This is a genomic window from Acetobacterium bakii, assembly GCF_001263355.1.
In the GTDB taxonomy this organism is placed as follows: Bacteria; Bacillota; Clostridia; order Eubacteriales; family Eubacteriaceae; genus Acetobacterium; species Acetobacterium bakii.
In genome coordinates this window covers 188,174-213,835 of sequence record NZ_LGYO01000008.1, presented here as the reverse complement: position 1 = coordinate 213,835, position 25,662 = coordinate 188,174, and the positions used below count along the sequence as shown (strand labels likewise).

The 25,662-nt window shown below is 42.0% G+C and carries 18 protein-coding genes; 8 read left to right on the top strand and 10 right to left on the bottom strand.

Translation table 11 applies throughout. The annotated features are described in order from the left end of the window. Positions 1 to 169: 169 nt before the first annotated feature. Genes coaBC through wecB form a run of 5 tightly spaced genes read left to right on the top strand, consistent with a single transcriptional unit; the run spans position 170 to position 4,893 of the window. Entirely contained in the window at positions 170 to 1,369 is a 1,200-nt protein-coding gene (gene coaBC, locus AKG39_RS04330; protein WP_050739198.1) for a bifunctional phosphopantothenoylcysteine decarboxylase/phosphopantothenate--cysteine ligase CoaBC, read from the top strand. Then, the gene (locus AKG39_RS04325) at positions 1,369 to 2,133 is read left to right on the top strand and encodes a threonine/serine exporter family protein (protein WP_050739132.1); all 765 of its coding nucleotides are present in this window, start codon (positions 1,369 to 1,371) and stop codon (positions 2,131 to 2,133) included. Before coaBC ends, AKG39_RS04325 begins: the two co-directional genes overlap by 1 nt. Beyond that, positions 2,133 to 2,612, top strand: coding sequence for a threonine/serine exporter family protein (locus tag AKG39_RS04320; protein WP_242852552.1), 480 nt, complete (start codon positions 2,133 to 2,135; stop codon positions 2,610 to 2,612). Before AKG39_RS04325 ends, AKG39_RS04320 begins: the two co-directional genes overlap by 1 nt. Next, positions 2,600 to 3,748, top strand: a complete 1,149-nt coding sequence (locus AKG39_RS04315; protein WP_050739131.1) for a hypothetical protein — start codon at positions 2,600 to 2,602, stop codon at positions 3,746 to 3,748. The genes AKG39_RS04320 and AKG39_RS04315 overlap by 13 nt, the downstream gene beginning before the upstream one ends. A gap of 14 nt (positions 3,749 to 3,762) precedes the next feature. Beyond that, positions 3,763 to 4,893, top strand: coding sequence for a non-hydrolyzing UDP-N-acetylglucosamine 2-epimerase (wecB, locus tag AKG39_RS04310; protein WP_278277916.1), 1,131 nt, complete (start codon positions 3,763 to 3,765; stop codon positions 4,891 to 4,893). Between the two features lie 2 nt (positions 4,894 to 4,895). Here wecB and AKG39_RS04305 read toward each other — a convergent pair whose 3' ends face one another. The 5 genes from AKG39_RS04305 to wsfD all read right to left on the bottom strand — a co-directional run bounded on the left by AKG39_RS04305 (position 4,896) and on the right by wsfD (position 12,502). Further along, positions 4,896 to 5,759, bottom strand: a complete 864-nt coding sequence (locus AKG39_RS04305; RefSeq protein ID WP_050739130.1) for a diguanylate cyclase domain-containing protein — start codon at positions 5,757 to 5,759, stop codon at positions 4,896 to 4,898. Beyond that, positions 5,756 to 7,873 (bottom strand): cellulose biosynthesis cyclic di-GMP-binding regulatory protein BcsB, encoded by a 2,118-nt coding sequence (locus tag AKG39_RS04300; protein ID WP_050739129.1) that lies wholly within the window; start codon positions 7,871 to 7,873, stop codon positions 5,756 to 5,758. The genes AKG39_RS04305 and AKG39_RS04300 overlap by 4 nt, the downstream gene beginning before the upstream one ends. A 182-nt stretch (positions 7,874 to 8,055) precedes the next feature. Further along, positions 8,056 to 9,312: a glycosyltransferase family 2 protein gene (locus AKG39_RS04295; RefSeq protein WP_050739128.1), complete on the bottom strand. Its 1,257-nt coding sequence runs from the start codon at positions 9,310 to 9,312 to the stop codon at positions 8,056 to 8,058. Further along, entirely contained in the window at positions 9,309 to 10,901 is a 1,593-nt protein-coding gene (locus tag AKG39_RS04290; protein WP_050739127.1) for a hypothetical protein, read from the bottom strand. The genes AKG39_RS04295 and AKG39_RS04290 overlap by 4 nt, the downstream gene beginning before the upstream one ends. Next, positions 10,898 to 12,502, bottom strand: a complete 1,605-nt coding sequence (wsfD, locus tag AKG39_RS04285; protein ID WP_050739126.1) for a glycan biosynthesis hexose transferase WsfD — start codon at positions 12,500 to 12,502, stop codon at positions 10,898 to 10,900. Before wsfD ends, AKG39_RS04290 begins: the two co-directional genes overlap by 4 nt. Before the next feature lie 358 nt (positions 12,503 to 12,860). On the opposite strand from wsfD, the gene AKG39_RS04280 reads away from it, so the two are divergent. Together AKG39_RS04280 and AKG39_RS04275 are read left to right on the top strand one after the other, a co-directional pair. Next, positions 12,861 to 14,501: an FAD-dependent oxidoreductase gene (locus tag AKG39_RS04280; RefSeq protein ID WP_050739125.1), complete on the top strand. Its 1,641-nt coding sequence runs from the start codon at positions 12,861 to 12,863 to the stop codon at positions 14,499 to 14,501. A gap of 13 nt (positions 14,502 to 14,514) precedes the next feature. Beyond that, on the top strand, positions 14,515 to 14,811 hold the full coding sequence (locus AKG39_RS04275) for an ArsR/SmtB family transcription factor (RefSeq protein ID WP_050739124.1): 297 nt from the start codon (positions 14,515 to 14,517) through the stop codon (positions 14,809 to 14,811). A gap of 236 nt (positions 14,812 to 15,047) precedes the next feature. Here the strand turns inward: AKG39_RS04275 and nifJ are convergent, their stop codons facing one another. The 4 genes from nifJ to AKG39_RS04255 form a co-directional block, all read right to left on the bottom strand. Further along, positions 15,048 to 18,572 (bottom strand): pyruvate:ferredoxin (flavodoxin) oxidoreductase, encoded by a 3,525-nt coding sequence (nifJ, locus tag AKG39_RS04270; protein ID WP_050739123.1) that lies wholly within the window; start codon positions 18,570 to 18,572, stop codon positions 15,048 to 15,050. Positions 18,573 to 18,766: 194 nt separating this feature from the next. Next, complete coding sequence (pap, locus tag AKG39_RS04265) at positions 18,767 to 20,254, bottom strand: polyphosphate:AMP phosphotransferase (RefSeq protein ID WP_050739122.1); 1,488 nt, start codon at positions 20,252 to 20,254, stop codon at positions 18,767 to 18,769. Between the two features lie 64 nt (positions 20,255 to 20,318). Continuing rightward, complete coding sequence (locus tag AKG39_RS04260) at positions 20,319 to 21,512, bottom strand: isocitrate/isopropylmalate family dehydrogenase (RefSeq protein ID WP_050739121.1); 1,194 nt, start codon at positions 21,510 to 21,512, stop codon at positions 20,319 to 20,321. Positions 21,513 to 21,562: 50 nt separating this feature from the next. Beyond that, positions 21,563 to 22,069: an HDIG domain-containing metalloprotein gene (locus AKG39_RS04255; protein WP_050739120.1), complete on the bottom strand. Its 507-nt coding sequence runs from the start codon at positions 22,067 to 22,069 to the stop codon at positions 21,563 to 21,565. Positions 22,070 to 22,395: 326 nt separating this feature from the next. Between AKG39_RS04255 and AKG39_RS04250 the strand changes: the two genes are divergently transcribed. Beyond that, positions 22,396 to 22,860 (top strand): LiaF domain-containing protein, encoded by a 465-nt coding sequence (locus tag AKG39_RS04250; protein ID WP_050739119.1) that lies wholly within the window; start codon positions 22,396 to 22,398, stop codon positions 22,858 to 22,860. A gap of 311 nt (positions 22,861 to 23,171) precedes the next feature. On the opposite strand, the gene AKG39_RS04245 is transcribed toward AKG39_RS04250, so the two are convergent. After that, a complete protein-coding gene (locus AKG39_RS04245) occupies positions 23,172 to 25,547 on the bottom strand; it encodes an arylsulfatase (protein ID WP_115028243.1) in 2,376 nt (791 codons plus the stop codon). Positions 25,548 to 25,662 lie beyond the last annotated feature (115 nt).

Here is a 25,662-nt window from a genome sequence, read left to right as displayed (position 1 = left end):
CCTGCTATCGTTCCAGTCTGGCTGGATACAATGCAACTTTATTTTAACTGCTTTTTAATAAAAATTCAAGTAAAACTTATGTTTACTTTACTCTTAATGGTTCCCTTTGGTATAATAATGGAGACCCTCAGTGGCTTAAATGAAAATACTGCTTATAAAGGAACTTATTATGAAAAATCTATTGAAAAATAAAACCGTTGTTCTGGGTGTTACCGGTAGCATTGCCGCCTATAAAATGGCGAATGTTGCCAGTGGCCTTTCTAAACTGGGTTGTGATATTCACGTCATCATGACAAAAAATGCCCGGGAGTTTATTTCTCCCCTGGTATTTGAAACCCTGACCGGCAACAAAACAATTGTGGACACCTTTGATCGCAACATCAATTACAGCGTCGCCCATGTGGCATTGTCCAAAAAAGCCAATCTTTTTTTGGTCGCCCCGGCATCGGCAAACATTATCGGCAAAATTGCCGGCGGCATCGCCGACGATATGCTTACCACCACCATCATGGCCTGTCGCTGCCCGAAACTCATTGCCCCGGCAATGAACACAGCCATGTATGAAAACCCGATTGTCCAGGATAATCTCAAGAAGCTCAAGGGCTTCGGGTATAAAATTATCGATCCGGCAACCGGTATTTTAGCCTGTAAAGACATGGGCATCGGAAAGCTACCCGAAGAAACCCTGCTTATCGATCACATTGTCCGTGAGCTGGCCTACCCCAAAGATCTTGATGGCAAAAAAATACTTGTAACCGCCGGCCCAACCGGTGAGTCCATCGATCCGGTTCGTTATATCACCAACCGTTCCAGCGGAAAAATGGGTTACGCTCTGGCCAATGCCGCCATGCTCCGGGGTGCTGAAGTAACCTTGATCACCGGAAAAACGGCACTGACACCGCCTCCCTTTGTGACAGTAATACCCGTATTTTCTGCCAGTGAAATGTGTGCTGCGGTAATGGATCATTTTGAAAACACCGATATTGTCATCAAAGCCGCGGCGGTTGCTGATTTCAAGCCCAAAGATGTTTCCACCGAAAAAATAAAAAAAACAAACGAGCATCGTGAAATCCTTTTGTCTCCAACCATTGATATTTTAAAAACCTTAGGCGAGAAAAAACGGCCGGATCAATTCCTTTGCGGTTTTTCCATGGAAACTCAAAATATGGTCGAAAATACCATCAGCAAGCTCCATAAAAAGAATGTTAATATGATGGTTGCCAATAATCTCAAGGAAACCGGGTCGGGATTCAATACCTCTACCAACCGCGTGACCATAATCACTCCGGAAAAAACCGAAGCACTCCCGCTTTTATCCAAAAATGCGGTGGCCCACCGGGTCATTGATGCCATTTTGGAAGAATTATAATGACAGGTGCTCAACTCAGTCATATTGCCATGGAAATCGGGGTTGTGCTGCTGTCCAATGGGGCCGAAACCTACCGGGTTGAGGAATCGATGCAGCGTATCTGCATGGCTATGGGTGCTCGAAATGCGGAGATCTTTGTTGTACCAACCACTATTATTATGGGCATAACGCTGGCAAACGGTGACCACATGACGCGAACACACCGGATTCATAAACGGGGCATCGATTTGATGAAGGTGGAATATATCAACAGTCTTTCCCGTCAGGTTTGCTATGAAGATTTGTCCTATGATGACGTGCTAACCGAACTCCATCGCATCAATAGCGCTCCGCCCTATCCATATTTCCTTCAGGTTTTAGCGCTTGGCTTTGTGTCGCTAATGTTCACTTTGTTTTTTGGCGGCAATTTTCAAGCCAGTTGTATCGGCCTGGTTATCGGAATTGGCATTAAACTGCAAATGGACGTCATGACCCGTTTTGAAACAAACATTTTTTTCATCAATATTGTCGGTGGTTTTATTGCTGCGACAATTGCCTTAGGTGCCACGGGCCTGGGATTAACCAGCCAAATGGATGCCATTATCATTGGCTCAATTATGACCCTGGTTCCGGGTCTTGCCATTACCAACTCCATTCGGGATATTATTGCCGGCGATTATCTTTCAGGGCTTACAAAAGGTATTGAAGCACTATTGATCGGAACCGGTATTGCCACCGGAGTGGGTATTCCGCTCGGTCTTTTGAGCGCTTTTGGAGGTATGTGATGATGGCTTTTATTGCTCCCTGTCTTTATGCCTTTGGCGGTTCTTTTGCCTTTGCGCTGGTGTTTAATATTCCCAAAAACAAACTGCTTTTTTCGGCAATTGGCGGATTTCTGGGGCAGCTGACCTATGTTTTATTTCAGTTCATCATCGCAAGTGATGTTGCCTTGTACTTTTTAGCCACCATCACTATTTCTTTCTATGCCGAAATGATGGCCCGGGTTACCAAAACTCCAACCACCCTGTATCTGGCCGTTGCCCTGATTCCGCTGGTACCCGGAGGAGGGGTTTATTACACCATGCTTTATCTTCTGGGCGGCAGTATTGATCTTGGTATTACCACCGGCCTTCATACCCTGGGGATTTCCGGTGCTTTGGCCATGGGGATCGTCCTGGTTTCCTCTAGTATTAATCTGATCCGGAAGGTCATGCTCAGTGGCAGACGAAAATATAAAAGGCCAGCGGTTCCATGGAAAAAATAAAGATTTTAGGTGTTCTTCTTGCCGGTCTGCTTTTGGTAGGTGGTTGTGTCCCGGGAAACCCGGAACCACGGATTCCGGAAAAATATGAAACCTCAGCTAATAAACCCTTATCGGTGATTACTCCGGCTTCCCCGGCGGTTTTGCAATGTCATTCTTTTATCAGCGAGGAACTGACCTCGCCGCTGGGAGGAGTCTACACCAATTTATTAATCAGCGATGACATCTCGGAATTATCCACCGGTCATGAAATTCTTTCAGAATCCATGGGACTGCTTTTGGAATACGCCCGCTTAACCGATGATGATTCCTTGTTCAATGCTACAACAGACTATATCCTGAACCATTTTATTGATAACGATATTCTGCTCTGGCGCATTGTGGAAAACGGCAGTCCGATCACCGATGTATCTGCGACCATTGACGATTTGCGGATCTACCAAACCCTTTATTTGAAAAAAAGTCAGGGGCCCCTTAACGAATCCGGCAAGCTTTTATTGGAAACCCTGGAAACCCAGTTGTCCTCCCGGGGCTTTCATGCCAATTACCTGGTCGATTACTACGGTAATGCCAATCCCACAACTGTTACTACCGTTGAAACAGCATACATCAATCTGGAGTCATTAGCCTCGTTAGCTCAGGAAATCCCGGAGCTCCGGGAAGCTTTCAAGACCAATGAAAAGATACTTCTGGGCAGCTTTATCAGTGAAGAATTACCGTTGTATCATAAAACTTATAATATTAAAAATGCCAGCTATGAAGACTTGGATAATAGCATCAATATTCTGGACAGTCTCATGGTTATGCTGAATTTAGCCCAGGCCGGGATGTATTCCACCGCGTCAATTGAGTGGCTGGAAGAAAAAACAGTTTCCGGAACACTTTATTCTTACTATGATCCCGATAGCGGCGAAGCCCTGGATACTCAAACTTCTTCGGCCGCCTATGGACTCGCCGCCCAAATTGGGGCGGCTTTAGGAAATGAGTTTCTAACGGACAATGCCCTGAATCAATTGAAAAAACATCAAAACACTGATCAGCAAAGTAAACTTTATGGCGGATTCGGATATGACGATAATGCCTACTCCTATGATAATCTCCAGGCTCTTTTAGGGCTGCTTTATAATAAATCTGATTGAAAGCGAGTAAGCTATTGAGAAAAATTAAAATCATGGTCCTCTTTGGTACCCGGCCCGAGGCCATTAAAATGGCCCCCCTTGTGATTGCATTAAAAAATGATTCCCGGTTTGAAACCCTTGTGACCCTAACCGCACAGCACCGGGAAATTCTTGATCAGGTTCTCGAAATCTTTTCCATTAAGTCGGATTATGACCTGAATCTCATGAAACCCGGACAGACCCTGTCCTATATTACTGCCAGTATTCTGGAAGATTTGAAGCCCATTTTGGAAAGAGAAAACCCGGACATGATTTTGGTCCACGGTGACACCACCACGGCCTTTGCCTCAGCCCTGTCAGCTTTCTATGAGCAAATTCCCATCGGTCATGTTGAAGCCGGTTTGCGTACCAAAAACAAGTATTCACCATTCCCTGAAGAAATGAATCGTACCCTCATCGGGCAAATGGCGGATCTTGATTTTTCCCCAACCGCTGGAAATCGGGACAATCTTCTTCTTGAGGATATTCCCGTGGCAAATATCGTCATCACTGGAAACACGGTTATTGACGCCCTGCTGATGACGGTTAAAAAAGATTATCGCTTTGAAACCCCGGTTCTGAATACCATTGATTATCATAACCGACGCGTTATTCTTTTGACCTCCCACCGTCGGGAAAATCTGGGTGAACCCATGGAAAATATTTTTTCGGCCATTCGTGAACTGGTTCTCACAAATCCGGATATTGAAGTGGTGTTCCCCATGCATCCCAACCCGCTAATCGCAGAAAAAGCCCTTCCACTGCTGGAAGAGCTTGATCGGGTTCATATTTTAGCACCTTTGGATTATGCTGAAATATCCAACCTCATGGGCCGAACCTATTTGGTCCTCACGGATTCTGGGGGTATTCAGGAGGAAGCGCCGGCTCTGGGGAAACCAGTGGTGGTGCTGCGTCATGAAACCGAACGGCCCGAAGCCGTGGCCGCCGGAACCGTGGTCATGGGCGGAGTGGATAAATCACACATCCTTGCGGTTACCCAAAATCTTCTGGATAACCCCGCCGCCTACGATGCCATGGCTCATGCGGTGAACCCCTACGGCGACGGAAAAGCATCTTTTCGCATCTGCGATGCGATTGCCAGTTATTTTAAAAACAAACTAATCTAATCCTACCCAACATCATATTCCATTTCTTTTCGGGCTTTTTCGATAAATTCAAGGGGAGATACCATCTCTCCTTTTTCACATTTATCGCAATGGAAAACCCCTATTTTAAGATCAATTTCCACATCATAGGGTGCCGTTATTGAATAAAAATCTTCTACCTGCAACTGATCTTTTATGCGTGTTTCGACAATTTCAGATCCGGCTGTATCAGTTATCAGAAATACGCCAAAGGTTATATCTTCTTTGTCAATGAGGTAGACTGTATCTTCCACCCGCATACTTCTGATCATGACTTCCGTCATTTTTCTCATAAACAGAGGCAGTCGATCCTCTCCTAAAATTCGTTTGATTTCTTTGTAATGTCTGAATTTAATCATCATTAATGACAACTCAATCTGGCCCCGTTTAGCCATCCCGATAAAAATCTTAGCATCACTTGTAAAGGTCCGCAGATTGCGCAGGCCGGTATCCGGGTCGACTGTGGCCAAACTTTCATTTTCAGCTTCCAGCTCTCTGACCTGTTTTTGCAGCCCCAAATTGCCCTGAGTCATTAAACTGACCACAAAGGTAAACAGCGGCAAGGCCACAATCCAAAAATAAGACTTGGCTTCAACCGGTTCTCCAACCCCTAACGTCAGAAAAATCGTGTAGGATATGTAAGCAAAAATCAATACCCCATTGATGACCAAACCCAGGGTTAAATTTGTAAAATAGGTGACAATGATCACCAGAAATGTAATATTAAGCATCACCAGGTTCAGGAAATAATTATTCGAATCTCCGGCTGTGAAAACAATGGTTATAAAGGTCAGAACTAAAAAGAAAACAACTCCCAGATCGGATATTACCTGCTCTTTATTTTTCATTTTTTCCACCCTCCCTTTTTAAACTGAATGCCATTCTTCTTAATGACGAATACAAGGCCAACAAGCAAGAGAATCAGGAACATCACGCTAACTAAAATAAAGATCTGAGCATCCTCCCTTAACGCAATCTGTTTCACCACTGCTATGGTGGGATTGATGGTATCTTTAAACCGATAGGATAAAAGATTGCCATCATAATCCGCTAAAACTCCGTCGCCGGTGAGCTTGGAAAGATTTTTCATTTCGCCAAGATTACTCCCGATGGATACCAGCTCTGAGTCCAACGGCGCCGCCACAATAAGTGTGGCTCTGCCGGACTTATTAAACAAAGAAGACAAAAGCTGAGCCGAACCCAAAGTCGATCCATAGCCAGGGTCCAGAACGAGTTTTTCGTTGGATACAAAAGCCGTACCTTCATCATTGAATTTAAAGAAAAGCTTGTCATTGTTGTTCTGAATGAAACTGTTATTCTGGAAGGTACCCACCCCAATAATATTCGAGGCAATGGCCGCTTCATTCATTTCACCGGGGTGTATCACTGCAAGCGATCCGGTATTGCCTTTGGTATACCGTCCCATTACCCTGAACATTTTTGCCAGCGTGCTTTTGGCATTTATGTCCAGTTTATCCGGAACCACAACGGTTACGTCATTTAGGCTGTAATCTGTCACAAAGGGTGCCGGATAATTTTCAAAGATAAGATCCCGGCTGGCCACTGAATTAATTTTTAGCATGGTATCCGGGGTCAGGAAGGCCCAGGGCATCTCCCCTTGCCTGAGGGTACACCATAAATCTTTTATTTCCAAATCAAAGGTGACCTTCACCTGAAAGGATCCGCTGATATCAATATCGTTGGGAATTAAAATAGTTGCTTCATCACCACCCGCTTTATCCATCGAAAGCTTTCTGCTGCCAATGGGAACGTCATTGATATAAACCGTCATCAGCGATCGGTCAAAATCAAGGTTTTCGGAATAACGATAGTTTAAATAAAACTCACTGGCATCGGCAATACTGCGATTGGCAGGATAATTGACTGCAAATTCCTTTGTCTGGCGAAAGGCGCCATTGTAATAGGTTCCCTGGCTGCCGGCAAAGGGAATATAGGTCTCTTCTTCATAAACCTGGGTTTCAATATTTTCAATTCTTCCCAGCACCTTGGTATTGGAAATAAGTTGGTTCATCAGTTCCGGATTTCCCAGCATCCGTCCGGCATTGATTAGGGCGATATCATTTTTGGCGGTGATTAATAAGACATTAGTGTCGGAACCTTCATTAATGATGGTAAGCAGGGCATCCTGGTCATTTAAAAGCCCGGTCTGGTCCACTGTGCTCCGGTAATTCTCAGGCAGCTGGTCATAAACCATCATGATGATTCTGTTTTTTATCTGGCTCACCGAGGGATCACTTATGGATAAAAGCGGGAAATAGCCGTCATCATAAATCGTTTGATTGGATATCCCGGCAATGCCCAATAAAGCGGCGTTGGTTTCGGCAACATTTCCCGAGTCGGAAATTATAAATGCCGATTCCTGATAGCGAAGGGCATCCACCTCATAAAATCGATTGTAAAAGGATTCAATGCTTGTAGTAAAAGCATTTTTATCGTATTGTACCGAAACCGTAGATTCTTTGAAAATATCCAGCCAGTTGGCTTCGCTGACATCATCCACACAGGGCAATGAATCCTGGGTTCGCATGTAGCCGTCAATCCGGATATTATTATAGCCCGGTTTTAAAAACTCAAGTGGAACCTCAATATCAACCCCATGTCGGCCTCCGGTGTTATCAGCAGGACGGAATGAATAAAAATAGGTGTCGTTGATTGCCACCGTCATACTGGAAAGCTGGGTGTCCGCCAAAGGCGTGGCACGATATTCCAAGTGAACCAACACATTTTGAACATCCCATGAAGAGGCTACCCAGAAGGTTTGCTCACTGGTGGAAAATAATCCTTTCATGGAATAATCGGAAAAATTTGTGGTAAAACTCTGGGTGGGGGTTCTTAAATCGGACCGGGGTTCTCCCCCAACATTAACGGCGCCCACCGGCTGAATAAATAATATCAAGAGACTAACAATAATAATACTGATGACGCTGAATTTTCTTTTCATTTGCTCCTCCTTTTTCTTTTTATTTATTATGTAATTACAAACGTGTCGTGAGCTTTGCTGCCAGTTTCGCACGAACCAGATGAAATTCGCATAGCGATTTCTTCTGGTTGTGAAAACTGACATCAAAGCAAACATTGTTCGTTTCTTTTGGGTTTCACAATTAACCTATTTCATTTGTTCAACTAACCCTGAAAACGCTCGGTTTTATACCATTTACTGTCCTGCTTTTTAACGCGGTCTTTAAAGTACTGATAGACGCCGTAAACTGTTACGATAATCCATAATTGGCAGTAAGTGAAATACATTAAGGCGATGATCAACAAATTGGAAATCGACATTTCTCCTTTTTCGGTTGTCAGGGAAATAAAGACCCCCAATACAAACATAATAAAAGCGGTAAACCATAGCAGATTGCTGAATCCCAGAATGGTCGTAGAGACAAGCCCGGCAATATTCATAAAGAAAATAACGTCTGATACAACCAAAGCCGTTAGCAGCAGAAAGTAGGTTGATAAAAAATAGAAAATATCAAAACGTATTTTTTTTGCTTTGGGATCGATGAGAAAACCGATGTTTTTTATGAGCACATAGACATTTCCCTTAACCCAACGGGTTCGCTGGCGAAACCATACCCCAAGGGTTTGGGGTTCCTGTTCCCAGGTAACAGCTTTTGGCTGAAATTTTATTTTGTATCCCATTAAGTAGATCCGAAAACTGATCTCAGTATCCTCGGCAACGGCTTTGACATCCCAGCCTCCGATGGCGTCTATAATGGTGCGGCGCACAATGAAATTTGTTCCGGGAATGGTGCACAGCTTCATTAATTGCCAGCGTCCGGCCTGGGCCATCCATTGAAAAGACAGGGTTTCAATATTAATAAAACGGGTCAGCAGATTAACATCTTTGTTTCGTGTTCTGAATTTGCCAATAACAGCTCCCAGTGAATCATCTGCTTTTAATTCAGCAACCAGATACAAAAGAGCCTTTCGTTCAGGGGTATTATCAGCGTCATAAATCGCTAAATATTCACCTTGACTGTGTTGATATCCGATGTTTAAAGCGTTGGACTTTCCCTTTCCGCCGGTTACATTATCGGTATTGATCACAATAAGGTTTCGACCGGGATTGGCGTCTTTAATTCCCTGTAATAATTCGGCACTATCATCGGTTGAGTTATCATTTATAACAATAATTTCATACCGGTCTTGGGGATATTCAAAACGCAGCAATGCCGCGACAGTTTTAACAATAACGACACCTTCATTGTGGGCAGGTACCATAATTGATACGAATGGGTAATCGCCAAGGACTTCCGGGGGATCCTCTTTTTCCACTTTTAAATAGTAGATATAACCCCCAACAATGAGGACAATATTGATAAATAAAAGACTCCAGATCAAAATAATGTTTACAATCATAATATAGTCAAATGCATTCATAATGTTTGGTCTTCCTTATCTGTTTCAATATTTCCAGGGTCTTTTTTCTCATCCGGCTTGTTGATTTTTCTGAACTTATTTAAATAGACGCTGCGGCTAAAACCGACAATACTCACAAAAATAATGATAATAATCCCAACGACTACCAGCAAAAGGGTGTTTCCGGCATTAAAAACTTTTTCCAGGCTGTAATCCGGTGGTTTTTTGTAAACATAGTCTTTATCAATGGTCCCTTCCATAAAGGCCAGCGAAACCGGAGTACCATTGATCAGAATTCCCTTGGGCCCACTTTCCAAAGTGTTTTGACCAATAACCCACTGGTTGTATAAGCTCTTATAATCTGTCAGGGACAGCCATTTATTATTAATGTCATCTACATCTGTAGTAAGTGCTGTTTCATCGACTGGAAGCGGTAAAATAATGGTAGTGTTAATGGGCAATTCTCCAAAATTTCGATCCTGGCTACGGGTACTCTTGATGGTTTCAAAAGCAATGCCAAGACCGCTCTGCTCGAATGTCCAGGCTTTTTTTACGCCGGTTTCTGTTACCCTTTGATTTTGGATAATCGAACCCGATGAAAAAGAATTAAGGGGACCGACACTGCCGATATCCTTGAAGAATAGCTCTTCGGTAACTACAATACCAAGGGGAAATACCCCCTGGGCAACCATGGCGTCCACAACTGCAGTCATTTTTTCTGATAAGATGGTGTCACTGTTTGACACCGTCTCGGGATTTGGCCGGTGAATAAGGATGCTTCCGTTTCTTGATTGGGCATAACGTAAAACTTCATAAAAGCGCACCATGGCTGGATAATCAAGGTTTTCGTCCATGGGTACAACGCCAAGGGTAAAGGGAATGCCATTTTCATAGAACCGGTCACTCATTTCAACAACCATATTTAAATCCGAAAACGGATAGATTTCCGGAATCAACAAAACCATGCTTGTTGATTCGTTTGGGTTAATCCAGGTTTTCAATAGTCCGCCGAGACAAAGTTGAAAACCTTCATTCCCGATGAATGTCGGCACATATATAATGTTATCGACGCGTGTGGAGAAAGGATAAGCTTCTCCGTTTACTGCAAGGGTTGATTCTCCAACAACAGGCCTTCTATTAATGACTCGCAATTCATTGATCCAGACACTGTCGGTGGTTATTTGATTGAAATTTAATGACACCCCCCGTCCCAGCTGACGATTGATGTCCAATCCATCAAGTTTCGAAATGAGTCCCGGTGTTAAAAAACCCAAATAAATCATTTCTCCGGTATAACGATTGATATCATTCTTTAGTATCTCACTTGCAATGGGATGCTCTGTATTTTTCAAAAATATTACCTTCGAATAATTAAATAAACGTCCCTGGTCATAATCAGCCATTGGCATTATCTCCATGGTCTGGGACATGGCAGAAAGGACTGTTTCCAACGCATTGAGATTATTGCTGTATTCTGTGCCCACCGCCAATTGATCATAAAGAACCAGAATATTTTCTATTTCTGCGGGTGAATTATTCTGGGCTTGAATAATCGTCATCGGGGAAAATAAAAAAGCAAACCCAAAGAAAATTAAAAATATGCGTTTCATTCTGCTGTTCCCCCTTGAACTGATTTTTCGTTTCTTTTCCTTTTTAAGAATTTATTTACACCATTCTTTAAATCTGTTTTTTCCAGCTTTTTTCCAAACCAGAAAAATAGTTTCCCTAGAATTACAAAAGTAATTAAATCGAATGTTAGGGAAAAAACAAAAAGACGTCCGGTGTTATCTGTATCCCCGGTGGTGATTACTGAAAAATACAATTGCCAAATTCCAATAAACATCCAGGTCATCAAACCTAGAAATTCCAAAGTATTGCGTTCATTTCTTGCAATGATTCCCAATCTGAAACTTCTTACATATACCCCAATTATGATGCCCATCCAGATCATAATAAATCCGAAATTTCCCGGCATTATATTGGCTTTGAAATAGCTCCATCCCGTAAAAAAATCTGTCTGGGTCCCCGGGGGATAGCCTTGCGAGATCTCATAATTTCCAAGCCAGGAAGGACGTATATTAAAACTGGCTTCTACGGCCAGGTTCATCATTTCATATAATTGTCCAGGATTGCCAAAATAATACCCTGCAATTTTTCCCGGAGTTATCTTGTTAAAAAAATCAATTGCCATATCAGTACTATTGATTGTCTCCGGAGAAATTGCTTCATAATAGTTCGTGCCTGTTAACACTGAATATTGTGGATTTATTCCAAAATATTCCAACGCCGTTTCGGGATTATCAGCCGTCATTAAGACCCCCCGGGACATACTGTGTAATTTATTAATCGATGTTAAATTATCTGACATCAAAAAGAAGCCTATAATTGAGACCACAATTAATAGACTTCCTCCCGCTATACATATTATTTTAAATGTTTTTCTGGGTTGCACATATTGAAGGAGTATTCCCAAAATACCCATAAATATCCCTAATATCGTATATTGGTGATTAAGCAAGCAAAAAATCATGGCATTAGAAAAGAAAAGCACCAATAAAAAGTAATCATTGTACTTTTTTTGTCCCATTAAAATGAGTGTTATTGCCAATATGATCCCAGAAAAAAGACTGATACCCTGGGCATAAAATGAATTAAACCACGCCGTATAGGCGGTATCCCCAAAGAAAAAAACGCCGAGGCAAACAATGAGGTAAGCACTGACTGTTCGCTTTCCCTTGGTGACACTTTCAAAAAGTAAATAGCTGGCGAAAAGATAGCATATGGAAATAATTGCCGCATAAAATCTGAGATCAAAAACCCCATCCCTGGTCAGTCCAAAATCCAATTTCACAGCAGCATTAATAAAAGGTGTTTGTGAGGTCGACAGGCTGCTGTATGATTCATTAAAATACTGCATGATTCCCCAGTTTTTTTCAAAGAATGCCATAGACTGTTTCGGGGTTAGCTCCTCTACATCATAGAGGTTGCTTTGTGATAGCACCCCTGCATTACTCCCATCATCGCCCATTCCAATAATTGGATTGAAAAATAACAGCATTATAATAAGAATAAATAAAAAAATAACTCCCAAAGATGATGGTTTTAATACATTTTTATAAACCCATAAACAAATGCCTTTAAGGAAATCCCTGGTTTTATTGCGGTGGTCCATCATATCCTTTGAATCGACCTTGTTGTAAGCTTCATCCATGACGTTCTGCTCCCTTGTTGAAATAATAAGGACTGGTTAAGATGCTGTAAATAGGGGATTTTCTGTTTAGTATACCATAATATTTTCCTACGTCCATCTTTTAGATTTATTTTATTCTTACTGAAAAAATTATTTTTTATTGTTGATTGCAAGAACTGAATTAATTTTCGTTTATTCTTTTATTTATAACGATTCTTCATTAGGGGAAGAACTTTTGATTCTCTGTAAATTTTCCAACATGGAAAACAAGATTGCATTTATACTGTTAATTGATTATAATGGAGTTATTATGGATTCAATTGATTTTTAGACTTTTACTGAATTTATCAGAATTATTAAAAAACAAAAGGAGATAGCCATGAAAATCATTGTCATTGGTGCTGTAGCTGCAGGTACCTCAGCCGCTGCAAAGGCTCGTAGAAATAATGATTATGCTGATATCGTTATTTATGAAAAAGACCAGGATATTTCTTATTCCGGTTGTGGTCTCCCTTATTATATTGGCGGCAAGGTGCCTTCGATTGAATCACTGGTTCCGCGAGATGCCGGTTTTTTCAAGGCAAAATATAACATCGATATTTTTACACGTCATGAAGTTTTGAAAATTGACATTTACCACAAAACCCTTTTGGTGAAAAATTTAGTCACTGGCAATACCTTCAAGGATGTTTATGATAAACTTATTATCAGTACCGGTGCTCATGCTTTTGTGCCGCCGATCAAGGGAATTCACAATGCCAATGTATTTTTTCTCAGAAATGTTCAGAATGCCGTTGCCATAAAAACATTTATGCAAAAACATTTACCTAAAACTGCAGTAATTGTTGGTTCCGGTTTCATCGGTTTTGAAGTTATGGAAAATCTCATTGATGCAGGTATTAAAGTAATCCTGGTAGAACGTGCCGGAAAGCTTACTCCCAATCTCGATGAAGATATGTCTAAGTATCTCGAATCAATTCTTAGCAAAATGGAAATCAGCATTTTTAAAAATTCCAATGTTGTGGAAGCTACAAATCAGGGCGTTCTCCTGGATAACGGAACTCTTATTCCCGGGGAAATGATTATCATCGCCACCGGTGTAAAACCAAACGTCTCTCTGGCTGAAGATGCGGGACTTATTCTTGGAACAACCGGTGCCATTAAGGTCGATGAACACATGATGACCATTGATACCGATGTGTATGCTTGTGGCGATTGTATCGAAACCTGGTCAGCCGTTACAAAGAAACCCCACTACCGTCCTCTGGGTTCCACTGCAAACAAGACCGGACGAATCTGTGGTGATAGTATCACCGGTGGAAATATGATTTATACGGGCAACCTGGGAACCGGCATCTTTAAATTTTTTGATCTCAGCATCGGCAGCACCGGATTATCCGAAGCTGAAGCCATAAAAAACGGATATGATTTCTTAGTATCTCATAACATTAAGCCAAATAAGCCTGCTTACACAGGTGGTCGGGAAATGATAATTAAGGCCATTGCTGACAAAGATACCGGAAAAATTCTGGGTGTTCAGATCATCGGTTACGAAGGTGTGGATAAACGCCTGGATGTTTTTGTGACACTTATTACCTATGGTGCAACAGTGGATGAGCTCTTTAACCTTGATCTTGGTTATGCCCCGCCTTTTTCCAATACTAAGGATCCTATCCACTATACCGGAATGATTTTGGATAATGCCTTAAACAACGGACGTGATCTCATAACCTCCGAGACACTAAAAAAAAAATTGAATTCAGAAGAAGTATTTGAAATTATTGATACCCGGATTGAGCAGCAATATCAGGATAGCCATATTCCAAACGCCAAAAACATTCCCCACAGCGAACTCCGTGGCAGGCTTTCAATGCTCAACAAAAGCGCTCCGATTGTGACGTACTGCAATAAGGGTGTTACTGGGAATGCTACCCAGAATATTCTGATTAATCATGGTTTTAAAAAAGTATATAATCTTTCAGGAGGTTATGAATTTTTCGAGGCAACCAAAGAAAAATAGAAAAGAGGATCTTATGAATTCCGACGATGTTTCGGTTAAAATATTTAAAGCGCTTGGACATCCCATCCGTCTTAAAATTGTAAAGTTTCTCCTTGCGGAACCTCAGTGTGTGTGTGTGCTTCATCGTTCCTTTGATTTTAGCCAGGCCAACCTTTCCCAGCATCTGAGAATACTCCGAGAAGCCGGTATTCTGGAAAGTCAGAAAATCGGTGTTGAAATGCATTATTCCGTAAAGTTAAAGGGCATTGAAACTCTTCTAACCGCCATGGATATGACGGTTGCAGAATATTTCAACACCCTTGATTTTTAATTTTTTACTTATTTTTCTTCAAAGCCCTGGAGATGTGCCTGATGCCATTTCCAGGCTGTTTTTAATACCAGGGGAATCAAATGTACTTTCCGGCTGATGATCCTCTCCTATTTCTCCTGATGAACGAGCTCCTGAAGCCGATAGTATCTCCTTTGAGTTTTATCTAATTTATATTCATCCGTATAGCAGCAGATCATAAAAAAAGAAACCCCGAAAGGTTTCTTTTTTATGAATTTTTATTTTTCAGACATGCTTTTGTAACCCAAATAACGTTCTGTTGCTTCTTCTTTCGCTTTATCATAAAGCGTTTCAGAAACTTCTGGGAAGGTCAGTTTCAGTGAGGTATAACGAACTTCTGAGTCTAGGAACTCAGTAAATTTACTCATATCAGGTTCTTTTGAATCTAAAATGAATGGGTTTTTACCTTCTTCTTTCAATGTTGGGTTAAATCGATACAAATGCCAGTATCCTGATTCCACGGCAAATGCTTCATGAGTTTGGGTACGGCTCATGCCACCTTTTATGCCATGATTAATACATGGTGCATATGCAATGATTAGCGAAGGACCATCATAAGCTTCAGCCTCCTGAAGGGCTTTCATAAATTGGTTTTTATCAGCACCCATGGCAACCTGAGCAACATACACATAACCATAGGTTACAGCCATCATACCAAGGTCTTTTTTCTTAATTCTCTCACCTGCTGATGCAAATTGAGCAACCGCAGCGGTTGGTGTGGATTTTGAAGCCTGACCACCGGTATTTGAATAAATTTCAGTATCCATTACTAAAACATTGATGTTTTTATGTGAAGCTAAAACATGGTCTAATCCACCGTAGCCAATATCGTAGGCCCAGCCATCGCCACCAAAAACCCATTGGGATTTTTTAACTAAGAAAGCTTCGTTGTCTTTGATAAATTTCACACGTTGGGCTAATGAACCCTCTGGCGAATAAATCTTAAGTGCTTCAACCAGTTGTGCAGAGGCAATTTTTGATGCGTCGGCATTTTTTCTGCTGTCGATCCATGCTTGACCCGCAGTTTTCACTGCTTCAGGAGCATCTGCCGCCATAATTTCTTTGAGATAGTTTTGGATGGTATCAGCCATTTTTTCGGTAGCTATCATCATCCCAAAGCCAAACTCAGCATTGTCTTCAAATAATGAATTTGCCCAGGCGGGTCCTTTACCTTCGGCATTTTTACAGTAAGGTGTGGATGGTGATGATGCACCCCAAATAGACGAACAGCCAGTAGCATTAGCTACCATCATGCGGTCGCCAAATAATTGAGTCACTGTTTTAGCATAAGGTGTTTCGCCGCAACCTGCACAAGCTCCGGAGAACTCTAAGAGTGGCTGACAGAACTGACTGCCTTTAACCGTTCCTTTATTGAGCAGGTTATCTTTAATTTTTATGGTTGTTGCATAATTCCAATTGGCAATCTGATCGGATTGAGTTTCAATCGGTTCCATTACCAATGCTTTTATTTTTGCGGGACATACATCCTCACAGTTTCCGCAACCGGTACAATCCAGAGGACTGATCTGAATGCGGTATTCCAATCCGGCAAGTTGTTTCCCAGTGGCCTTGATGGTTTCAAATCCGGCGGGAGCTGCTGCTTTTTCGCCTTCATCCAATAAGTTTGGACGAATAACTGCATGCGGGCATACAAATGCACATTGATTACATTGAATACAGTTTTCAGGAATCCATTTTGGAACATTCACTGCAATTCCGCGTTTTTCATACTGAGAAGACCCGGCCATAAATGTACCATCTTCTACACCGGTGAAGGCTGAAACTGGAATATCATCCCCTGCCAGCCGATTGATCGGACGTAAGATATTCGTAATGAATTCAGGTACATTTTCTTCAGCAACGGTTTCAGAGACAAGACTTTTCCAAGATTCCGGTACTTCAACTTTTACTAGTGCATTAATGCCCTGATCAACGGCTTCATTATTTAAGTCAACGATTTTCTGACCTTTTTTGCCGTAGGATTTTAAAATCCCGGCTTTAGAGAATTTAACGGCATCATCAATAGGAATAATATCCGCCAATTTAAAGAATGCCGATTGCATAATCATATTAGTACGTCGCCCAAGACCAATGTCTTCAGCAATTTTTGTAGCGTTAATAATATTAAAATTAATATTATTATCGGCAATGTATTTTTTCATGGATGCGGGAATTTTTTCTTCCAGCTCTGCTACGGTCCAAACCGTGTTAAGCAGGAAGGTGCCACCTTTTTTAAGACCCTTTAACAGGTCATATTGATTCACATAGGCCTGGGTTGAACAGGATACAAAATCAGAATTGACAATAAGGTAAGTCGATTTAATCGGTTTTTTACCAAATCTAAGATGTGAAACCGTAACGCCACCGGATTTTTTACTATCGTAAGAAAAATATCCCTGGGCATATAAATCAGTATGATCCCCAATAATCTTAATGGCTGATTTATTGGCACCAACGGTGCCGTCAGAACCCAGACCCCAGAATTTACAGCCCTTAGTTCCTGATGGGACGGTATTCAGGTTTTCACCTAATTCAAGATTTGTAAAAGTAACATCATCCACGATACCAATGGTGAACTTATCTTTAGGTGCATCCAATTTTAAGTTATCGTATACTGCTTTAATTTGTGCCGGGGTTGTATCTTTGGAACTCAAGCCATAACGGCCCCCAACAACAAGCGGTTGTACCGCTTTACCATAAAACACGGTACAAATATCCTGGTATAAAGGTTCGCCTAATGAACCAGGTTCTTTGGTACGATCTAAAACAGCAATTTTTTTAACGGTTTTTGGCAATACCTTTAACAAATATTCCGGAGCAAATGGTCTGAACAGACGAACTTTGACCACACCGGCTTTTTCTCCCTGAGCAATCAGGTAATCAATGGTTTCTTCAATGGTGTCTGTTACAGAACCCATCGCGATGATGATATTTTCAGCATCGGGGGAACCATAGTAATCAAATAAATGATAGTCCCTGCCGGTTAGTTCAGAAATTTTTTCCATGTAATCGGCAACAATCTCTGGGATGTTTGCATAAAATGGATTACTTGCTTCACGTGCCTGGAAATAAATATCAGGGTTTTGAGCTGTTCCCCGAATGACAGGGTGTTCAGGATTTAAAGCATTATTTCTGAATGCCTGTATTGCATCAAAATCCGCTAACTTTTTCAAATCTTCGTAATCAATCACTTCAATTTTTTGAATTTCGTGAGATGTTCTAAAGCCATCAAAGAAATGCATAAATGGCACTCTGGTTTTAATGGCGGCTAAATGGGCCACCCCAGCCAGATCCATAACCTCTTGAACACCACCGGATGCCAGCATGGCAAAACCGGTTTGGCGACAAGCCATCACATCACTATGATCTCCAAAAATCGAAAGTGCCTGGGCAGCAATCGTACGAGCGGTCACATGAAAAACACATGGCAATAATTCGCCTGCTATTTTATACATATTTGGAATCATCAATAATAATCCTTGGGAAGCAGTAAAGGTTGTGGTTAATGCACCAGCGGCAAGCGAACCATGAACGGCACCGGCAGCGCCACCTTCTGATTGCATTTCAGTAACTTTAACAACTTCATCAAAGATATTTTTTCGTCCTTGAGAAGCCCACACATCGGCATATTCCGCCATTGTGGATGAAGGTGTAATTGGAAAAATAGCGGCAACCTCGGTAAAGGCATAAGCTACATGAGCAGCTGCGTTATTTCCATCCATAGTCATCATTTTTTTAGGCATAAATTTCCTCCTCGAAAATATTTCAGATTATTTTTTATTTTTTTCTTCTTGTGAAAAAATGGCAAAATTTTATCACTAAAATTATATCACAATAGGTTTTAGGTGTATACACTTTATTATAGGTAATTTTTCGTTTTAATAAGTACCGATAACGATCTCTTTAATCATTATGAATTACAATAAATAAAAATTATTTACCTGCTTTGAATTTCTATTTGATTTTCAATAGCAGCAATAACCTCTTTAAGAACCTTAATACGAGCATAATACTTATTTTGCGACTCAACAATAATCCATGGCGCATGGAGTGTAGAGTTTTTTAATAGCATAGCGTCAACTGCAATTTTATACACTTCCCATTTTTCCCGATTTCGCCAATCCTCATCGGTGATCTTCCATTCTTTCATGGGATTATTTTCACGTTCGGTAAAACGTTTCAATTGTTCATCCTGGTCTATTTGCAGCCAGAATTTTATAACAATCGCGCCCCAATCAGTTAATTGTTTTTCAAACTCATTAATCTCCCGATAACTTCGTTCATACTCTTCGACTGTGCAAAACCCTTCGATGGGCTCGACCATCACTCGGCCATACCAGGTACGGTCCCAAATCGCCACGTGTCCATTTTTGGGCACATCTCTCCAGAAGCGCCATAGATAGTGATGTTTTCTTTCAATATCATTTGGCTTTGCGGTGGGATAAACCGTATAACCCCGGGGATCCATGTTCCGGGCAAGACGTTTTATGCATCCCCCTTTCCCTGCTGCATCCCAACCTTCAAACCCAATAATAAGTGGAATTCGCACCCTATATAACTCGTGCTGCAATAATCTGATTTTCTTTTGGCAAACCTTCAGTTCTTCCTGGTATTCTTCCTCGGTCATTGTCTGTGCCAAGGTAACTGCATCAAGTATTTTTGATTGAAAAGGCAAATCACCTGGCTTAATCAATGGGGACAATACTGCTTTCGGATTTCTCTCGGCTTTTTCAATTGCCTTATCCAAACGGGTCACAATGGTATTTAAAACTTTAGTTAAAGCATATTCCTTTTGTTCGCCTTCAATGATTGTCCATGGTGAACAATCGTTGTCGGTTAACTCCAAACCCCTGTTAACAATGTCATAAAGTTTTTCGTAGTGTTTGTTTTCATTTTTATCTTTTGAAGTAACCCGCCACGCTGTGGCGTCGTTTTCAGCAAGTTTTTTGAAGCGTTTTTTTTGTTCTCTTTTACTGATATGTATAAAAAATTTAAAAATCACCATGCCATCATCCGACAAAGTTTGTTCAAATTGATTGGCTTGCCTCATTAGCCCCTGGCGGTTTGCGTTATCTAAGGATCTTCGATTAACTAAATCCGTGTAATAACTTAAATTAAATAGGGTAATCTGACCGTCTTCCGGGGTTTTAGTCCAATACCGCCATAAAAAGGGACGGTTCATTTCCTCTTCATTTTCTTTTTTAAAATTAAACACTCTAAACGATCTGGGATCCAGTGGCATGAGAATTTCATTGATCAATGTGCCTTTTCCCGCAGCGTCCCATCCCTCAAAAATCATGAGGACGGGAATGCCAAGATCTAATATTTTGCGTTGAATCTCACCAATTCGAATACTAAGTGCCTCCTTATCAAAACGATAGGATTTTTTGTCAATGGTCACACTCAAATCAATTTTTTCCAGCATTTTCTCCTCCTGCGTCTAATAATAAGCAATTAAAAAAAGGGTGCCCAATGGCACCCTTTTTTATTTATTGATAACGTGCGTAAACTGCATCCAAATCAACATTAGATAGGGTTTCCATCACATAGTTCGCGTATTCAGCACCGGTAGCACCGGTAGCACGACCGGTAAGCACTAATTTTTTTTCGTATAAACCACATATATCCAAGGCTTTCTGGAGTTGATCCGCCTTATTCTTATATCCAATATGTTCCAGCAACATGCCAACTGCACGAATAATGCTGCATGGGTCGGCATAATGTCCGCGACCTTCATCCACCATCCGCGGCGCTGAGCCATGAATGGCTTCAAACATTGAATAGCGCTTTCCAATATTAGCAGAACCGGCAGTACCGACACCACCCTGAAATTCTGCCGCTTCATCGGTTAAAATATCCCCATAAAGATTGGGAAGGACCATCACCTTAAACTGGCTGCGTCGCTTTTCATCAACAAGTTTTGCGGTCATGATATCGATATACCAGTCATCCATTTCAACCGTTGGATAATTCTTGGCAATGGCTTTTGCCGCATCCAAAAATTTACCGTCTGTTGTTTTAATAACATTTGCTTTTGTAACAACGGTTACTTTGTTTTTTCCGGATTTCTCAGCATAGTCAAAAGCCGCCTTGATAATCCGATCGGACCCCTCCTGGGTTGTCACGGTAAAGTCAATGGCAAGATCTTCATTCACATGAATACCCTTGCTTCCGATTGCATAAGCGCCTTCGGTATTTTCTCGATAGAATACCCAATCAATATTTTTTTCAGGAACACTCACCGGACGAACATTGGCAAATAAATCCAACTCTCGTCGCATGGCGACATTGGCACTTTCAATATTTGGCCATTGATCCCCTTCTCTTGGTGTGGTTGTGGGTCCCTTTAAGATTACATCGCAGGTTTTCAATTCTGCTAAGACATCATCCGGAATGGCTTTTCCGCAAGCAGCACGTTTTTCAATGGTTAAGCCATCGATGACTTTAATAACCACCCGGCCGGTCTTCACATCATCTGCCAGTAAAAATTCTAAAACTCTTTGGGCTTCAGCTGTAATGAATGGACCAATACCATCTCCTCCGGCAACCCCGATAATAATTTTTTCTTTTGTTTTAAAATCTGTGAAGTCGCTCTGGACCTTCATTCTTTCAATTCGTTCCAGTTGTTCTCTGATCAATTCTCCAAAATGCTGTTTTGCTCTTTCAATTTGTTGCTCTACCAAATTAATCCTCCGTCATTTTTTTTATTTTATTATCCAAATACTGAAATAAGTTATGCTTTTAATAAAAATCCTTTAAGTCGTCGCATGGGACGGCTTCTTTCAAAAACTATTTCTCTGATGGCGACAAATTTGTCCACTGCGGTTACAACCCAACTCCCCATGTTCATGGGTGGAATGGGTGTTAATGGAAACATATGCTTCACTATCATATCCGCTTGACGTTCGTCAATGTCAAAATATTTTTCAGCATTGATAAGGGCCGTTTTAGGGTGAGAAAATCCATGCATATCTTTAATTCGTTGAATTCCTTTTGAGTCTTTCTTTTGTCCCTGCCATGATTCCATAAAGAAATCATGAAGCAGCGCTCCTCGCGCTACCGAAGCATAGTCCATTCCAAGTGTTTTTGCCACCCGAAATGAATGATATCCTACTGCAACCGAATGTTCATATAAACCATTTCCATGGTGTTCAATTAGTTTTAATTTTAAAAATTCACTATGAGTTAATATATCGCCAACAATGGTTTCAAATTCTTCATTATATTTTTTATTTTCCATTGAGACCTTTCTTAATCGCTTTATTTTGCTCGAATCAGCTAACAATCTTCTTTATTATACCATATTTTCTTTATCTTAGTTTAAGCTTTTTTGATTGTATGTAAAAAAAACAAAGGTTATCAGACCGTGGACAAATCTTCGTTTTAAATGACAGCGTTATCATTATTTTTAAAAGTTCAACTAGGTTGTGAGTGTTGCCCATAATGCCCATAACTGGATATTTTTTTCTTAAAAAAGTTATCACTACTACTTTGTCCGGCATTTTAAATCTATTATATTTAAGAAAAAAATGATAGAATGCAGAAAAACTTGAAAGGGTGTACATTATGAATATTAAGAAATTACTGGTAGGATCATTGGTTGTCTATGTTGCAAGTATAACATTATGCACCGCATTTGTTTATAAAAAGGGAAAGAATTTTGAATCAACCCTGGATAAAAGTCCTGACTCCATGGATGAATCGATTACTTTTGGGGGTAAAATGAAACTACTAAACGGTAAAGTCATGCGCGATCTCCGGGTGGGAGCTTTTTCCGGTGGCATGCAGCTTGATTTAACAGATGTTATTACCGACAAAAAAGAATATCAGATGGACATTGAAGTTCTCTATGGCGGCCTGAACTTCATTGTTCCGGAAAATTTCAACGTTAATCTTGTAGACCATAGCCGCTTTGGCGGCGTGTCCAACAACACCATTTGTAAAGACCCTGAGAATGCCGTTTCTCTCTCAGTTTTTGCAGACGTGAACTTTGGCGGCATTAATTTCGAGAATCCCGTCACTGCTGAATAATAGTATCTTTTTATTTTCCAGACTCCAGCATAAAACAAAAAAGCTAAAATCGCGCTAGATTTCAGCTTTTTTCTTTGTAAATCCGTCCAGGGAACAATGGTAAATCGTTGTGTGCTGCAAGATCGTACAGGCTGTCGCCTGTTCGCCTTGATGCACACAACTGATGTTACGATTGTCCCCTGGACTTACTTTTCTTCTTTATCAATAGTTTGAGCTGAAATCATTGTGGATTTCAGCTTTTTTCTTTCAAATCAGTGTTAAACATCTAAACCTCTTTGATACCCGTTAAGCTGCGGATTCTGAGTGCATCTCTACTGACGGGCCATGGCAATCCGAATGGCTTCCTCTGGTGATACCATATGCTCTGAGTTCTCTGATCCCTCGCTAATTTCAATCAGCACCCCTCTTACCTCACCGTTAAAATCGTTGCCCTGTGAGCCATAGTCCGGTGAAACAGGTGCGCCGCTGTCTTCACCAACATCACAACCATCATCAGCGGAGAAAACCATGGCCTGGGTCATGGGAATGACTCCTTCACCGTCTTTCTGGCCATCCATGAAAAGGGAAACGGTGCCGCCCTTGCCTAATCCACCGCCGTCATACTTGAATTCCATACGCACCTGGTGCAAACCTGATGGTAATGCTGCTGTGGACTCAACGAAGTAGTGATTGATGCCTGCCACATTGTAACAATATTTGAGTTTACCGTTATGAGCATACAGGCTCCACCCGCCAATATTTGCACCCTGGGAGATAATCACGCCCTTGGCGCCTGATTCCGGTACCTCGATCTGAGCTGTGACTGAGTGGGACTTGTTTTTGATGTTGAGGACGCAATTCTCGGACAGCCGTCCCATACCCCGAAAGAGAAGCTGAGTGGTACCTTTGATCAGGGTCGGTCGGCCGGCAGTATCCGGATTCATCTTTTCGATCACACGATCATCAATGGGCAGCACCTTATGTCTGGTTGCCTCAATTAGCCACAGACGCTGGAGTTCGTGAAGTTTTTCCGGCATTTCTTTGGAAAGATCATTGGCCTGGGTCCAGTCTTTATTTGTATCATAGAGCTCCCAAATGTCATCATCCAGAGCTATCGGCTTTCTTCCCATGAGAATCCAGGGCGTACCGTGTTTCGTTACTGCCGTCCAGCCCTTATGGTAGATCCCGCGATTTCCGAACATCTCAAAATATTGGGTCTCACGGCGTTCTGCTGCGGCATCATCATCAAATGCATACAGCATGCTGACGCCTTCGATGGGATCCTGCTGTATGCCATTAACCGAGGTCGGTTCTGGGATGCCGGCGGCCTCAAGAATTGTCGGAGCCACATCGATGACATGATGAAACTGGGAACGGATCTCACCCTTGGCCTTAATGCCATTGGGCCAATGGATAACTGTACCATTGCGGGTACCGCCAAAATGGGATGCCACCTGCTTGGTCCACTGATAAGGCGTGCACATGGCATGAGCCCAGCCCACGGCATAGTGATTGTAAGACTCCGGCCCCCCAAGCTTGTCAATTCGCTCCATCAAAAATTCCGGGGTTTCGAGACCGGCCAAACCATTGAAGTTAGCCATCTCATTATAAGCGCCGTTAATGGTTCCTTCAGCCGAAGCACCATTGTCCCCAATGATGTAATAGATCAAAGTATCATCAAGGATCTCCAGTTTATCCAGATGATCAATTAATCGGCCGATGTGGTAGTCGGTGTACTCCATAAATCCGGCGTATACTTCCATCTGACGCCGGAGTATTGGTTTGAGATCCTCAGGCATATCATCCCAGGCGGGAATTTCCTGATGGCGGGCAGTCAGCTGGCAGTCAGCAGGTATGACACCTAAATCTTTCTGGCGAGCGAAAGTTTCTTCGCGGAGTTTGTCCCAGCCCTGATCAAACTTACCCTTGTACTTATCAGCCCATTCCTTGGGTACGTGATGGGGGGCATGGGTTGCGCCGGGGGCAAAGTAGGTGAAGAAAGGCTTGTCGGGTGCCAGGGCTTTCTGTTGGGCAATCCAGGAGATGGCTTTTTCGGTTATGTCTTCCATCAAATGATAGCCTTCCTCTGGGGTTTTCTTCTGTTCAACCGGGGTGGTGCCTTCATAAAGCGTCGGATACCATTGGTTAGCCTCGCCGCCGATAAAGCCATAGAAATATTCAAATCCACCACCACCCGAGGGCCAGGCGTCGAATGGTCCAATGGGGCTTGTCTGCCAAACCGGTACCTCATGGCACTTACCGAACTGCGCCGTGGAATAGCCGTTGAGTTTCAGTGTCTGAGCCAAAGGCGACATCGTATTAGGCAAAACTGAGCTGTAACCCGGAGCACCGGTTGCGGTTTCGGTAATGCCACCCATGCCGGCGGAGTGGTGGTTGCGACCGGTTAGTAGGGCCTGTCTGGTGGGAGAGCAGAGGGCGGTAGAATGAAAGCGGTTGTACACCAAGCCACCCAAACCCAGTTTCTCTGCACTCGGGGTCTGGCAGGGGCCGCCAAAGGCGCTTGAAGAACCAAAACCGGCATCGTCAATGAGGATAATCATAACGTTGGGTGCTCCGACCGGCGGCCGAAGCTGCTCAATGGGCGGGAACTTGGTATCCGGATTTCTTGCGTCATAGGTAATCAGTCCGGATCGTTTTGTATTTGGCATGGGTAGATGTGAACGATGTTTCTTGTCCTGTGAATTCATAATGTTTCTCCTTCTTTTATTTTTCGAACCAATTCCGATTGAATTTTTCTATCTGCTGTTTTGATTCTTTTAATTAGCAAAACCAAAGGCATTTGCTTTTATTCATACCCAATAC

Excerpts from the sequence above, each read along its gene's own strand:
- coaBC (WP_050739198.1), top strand. The coding sequence starts at position 170 with ATGAAAAATCTATTGAAAAATAAAACCGTTGTTCTGGGTGTTACCGGT.
- AKG39_RS04325 (WP_050739132.1), top strand. The coding sequence starts at position 1,369 with ATGACAGGTGCTCAACTCAGTCATATTGCCATGGAAATCGGGGTTGTG.
- AKG39_RS04320 (WP_242852552.1), top strand. The coding sequence starts at position 2,133 with ATGATGGCTTTTATTGCTCCCTGTCTTTATGCCTTTGGCGGTTCTTTT.
- AKG39_RS04315 (WP_050739131.1), top strand. The coding sequence starts at position 2,600 with ATGGAAAAAATAAAGATTTTAGGTGTTCTTCTTGCCGGTCTGCTTTTG.
- AKG39_RS04305 (WP_050739130.1), bottom strand. The coding sequence starts at position 5,759 with ATGAAAAATAAAGAGCAGGTAATATCCGATCTGGGAGTTGTTTTCTTT.
- AKG39_RS04300 (WP_050739129.1), bottom strand. The coding sequence starts at position 7,873 with ATGAAAAGAAAATTCAGCGTCATCAGTATTATTATTGTTAGTCTCTTG.
- AKG39_RS04295 (WP_050739128.1), bottom strand. The coding sequence starts at position 9,312 with ATGAATGCATTTGACTATATTATGATTGTAAACATTATTTTGATCTGG.
- AKG39_RS04290 (WP_050739127.1), bottom strand. The coding sequence starts at position 10,901 with ATGAAACGCATATTTTTAATTTTCTTTGGGTTTGCTTTTTTATTTTCC.
- wsfD (WP_050739126.1), bottom strand. The coding sequence starts at position 12,502 with ATGGATGAAGCTTACAACAAGGTCGATTCAAAGGATATGATGGACCAC.
- AKG39_RS04280 (WP_050739125.1), top strand. The coding sequence starts at position 12,861 with ATGAAAATCATTGTCATTGGTGCTGTAGCTGCAGGTACCTCAGCCGCT.
- AKG39_RS04275 (WP_050739124.1), top strand. The coding sequence starts at position 14,515 with ATGAATTCCGACGATGTTTCGGTTAAAATATTTAAAGCGCTTGGACAT.
- nifJ (WP_050739123.1), bottom strand. The coding sequence starts at position 18,572 with ATGCCTAAAAAAATGATGACTATGGATGGAAATAACGCAGCTGCTCAT.
- pap (WP_050739122.1), bottom strand. The coding sequence starts at position 20,254 with ATGCTGGAAAAAATTGATTTGAGTGTGACCATTGACAAAAAATCCTAT.
- AKG39_RS04255 (WP_050739120.1), bottom strand. The coding sequence starts at position 22,069 with ATGGAAAATAAAAAATATAATGAAGAATTTGAAACCATTGTTGGCGAT.
- AKG39_RS04250 (WP_050739119.1), top strand. The coding sequence starts at position 22,396 with ATGAATATTAAGAAATTACTGGTAGGATCATTGGTTGTCTATGTTGCA.
- AKG39_RS04245 (WP_115028243.1), bottom strand. The coding sequence starts at position 25,547 with ATGAATTCACAGGACAAGAAACATCGTTCACATCTACCCATGCCAAAT.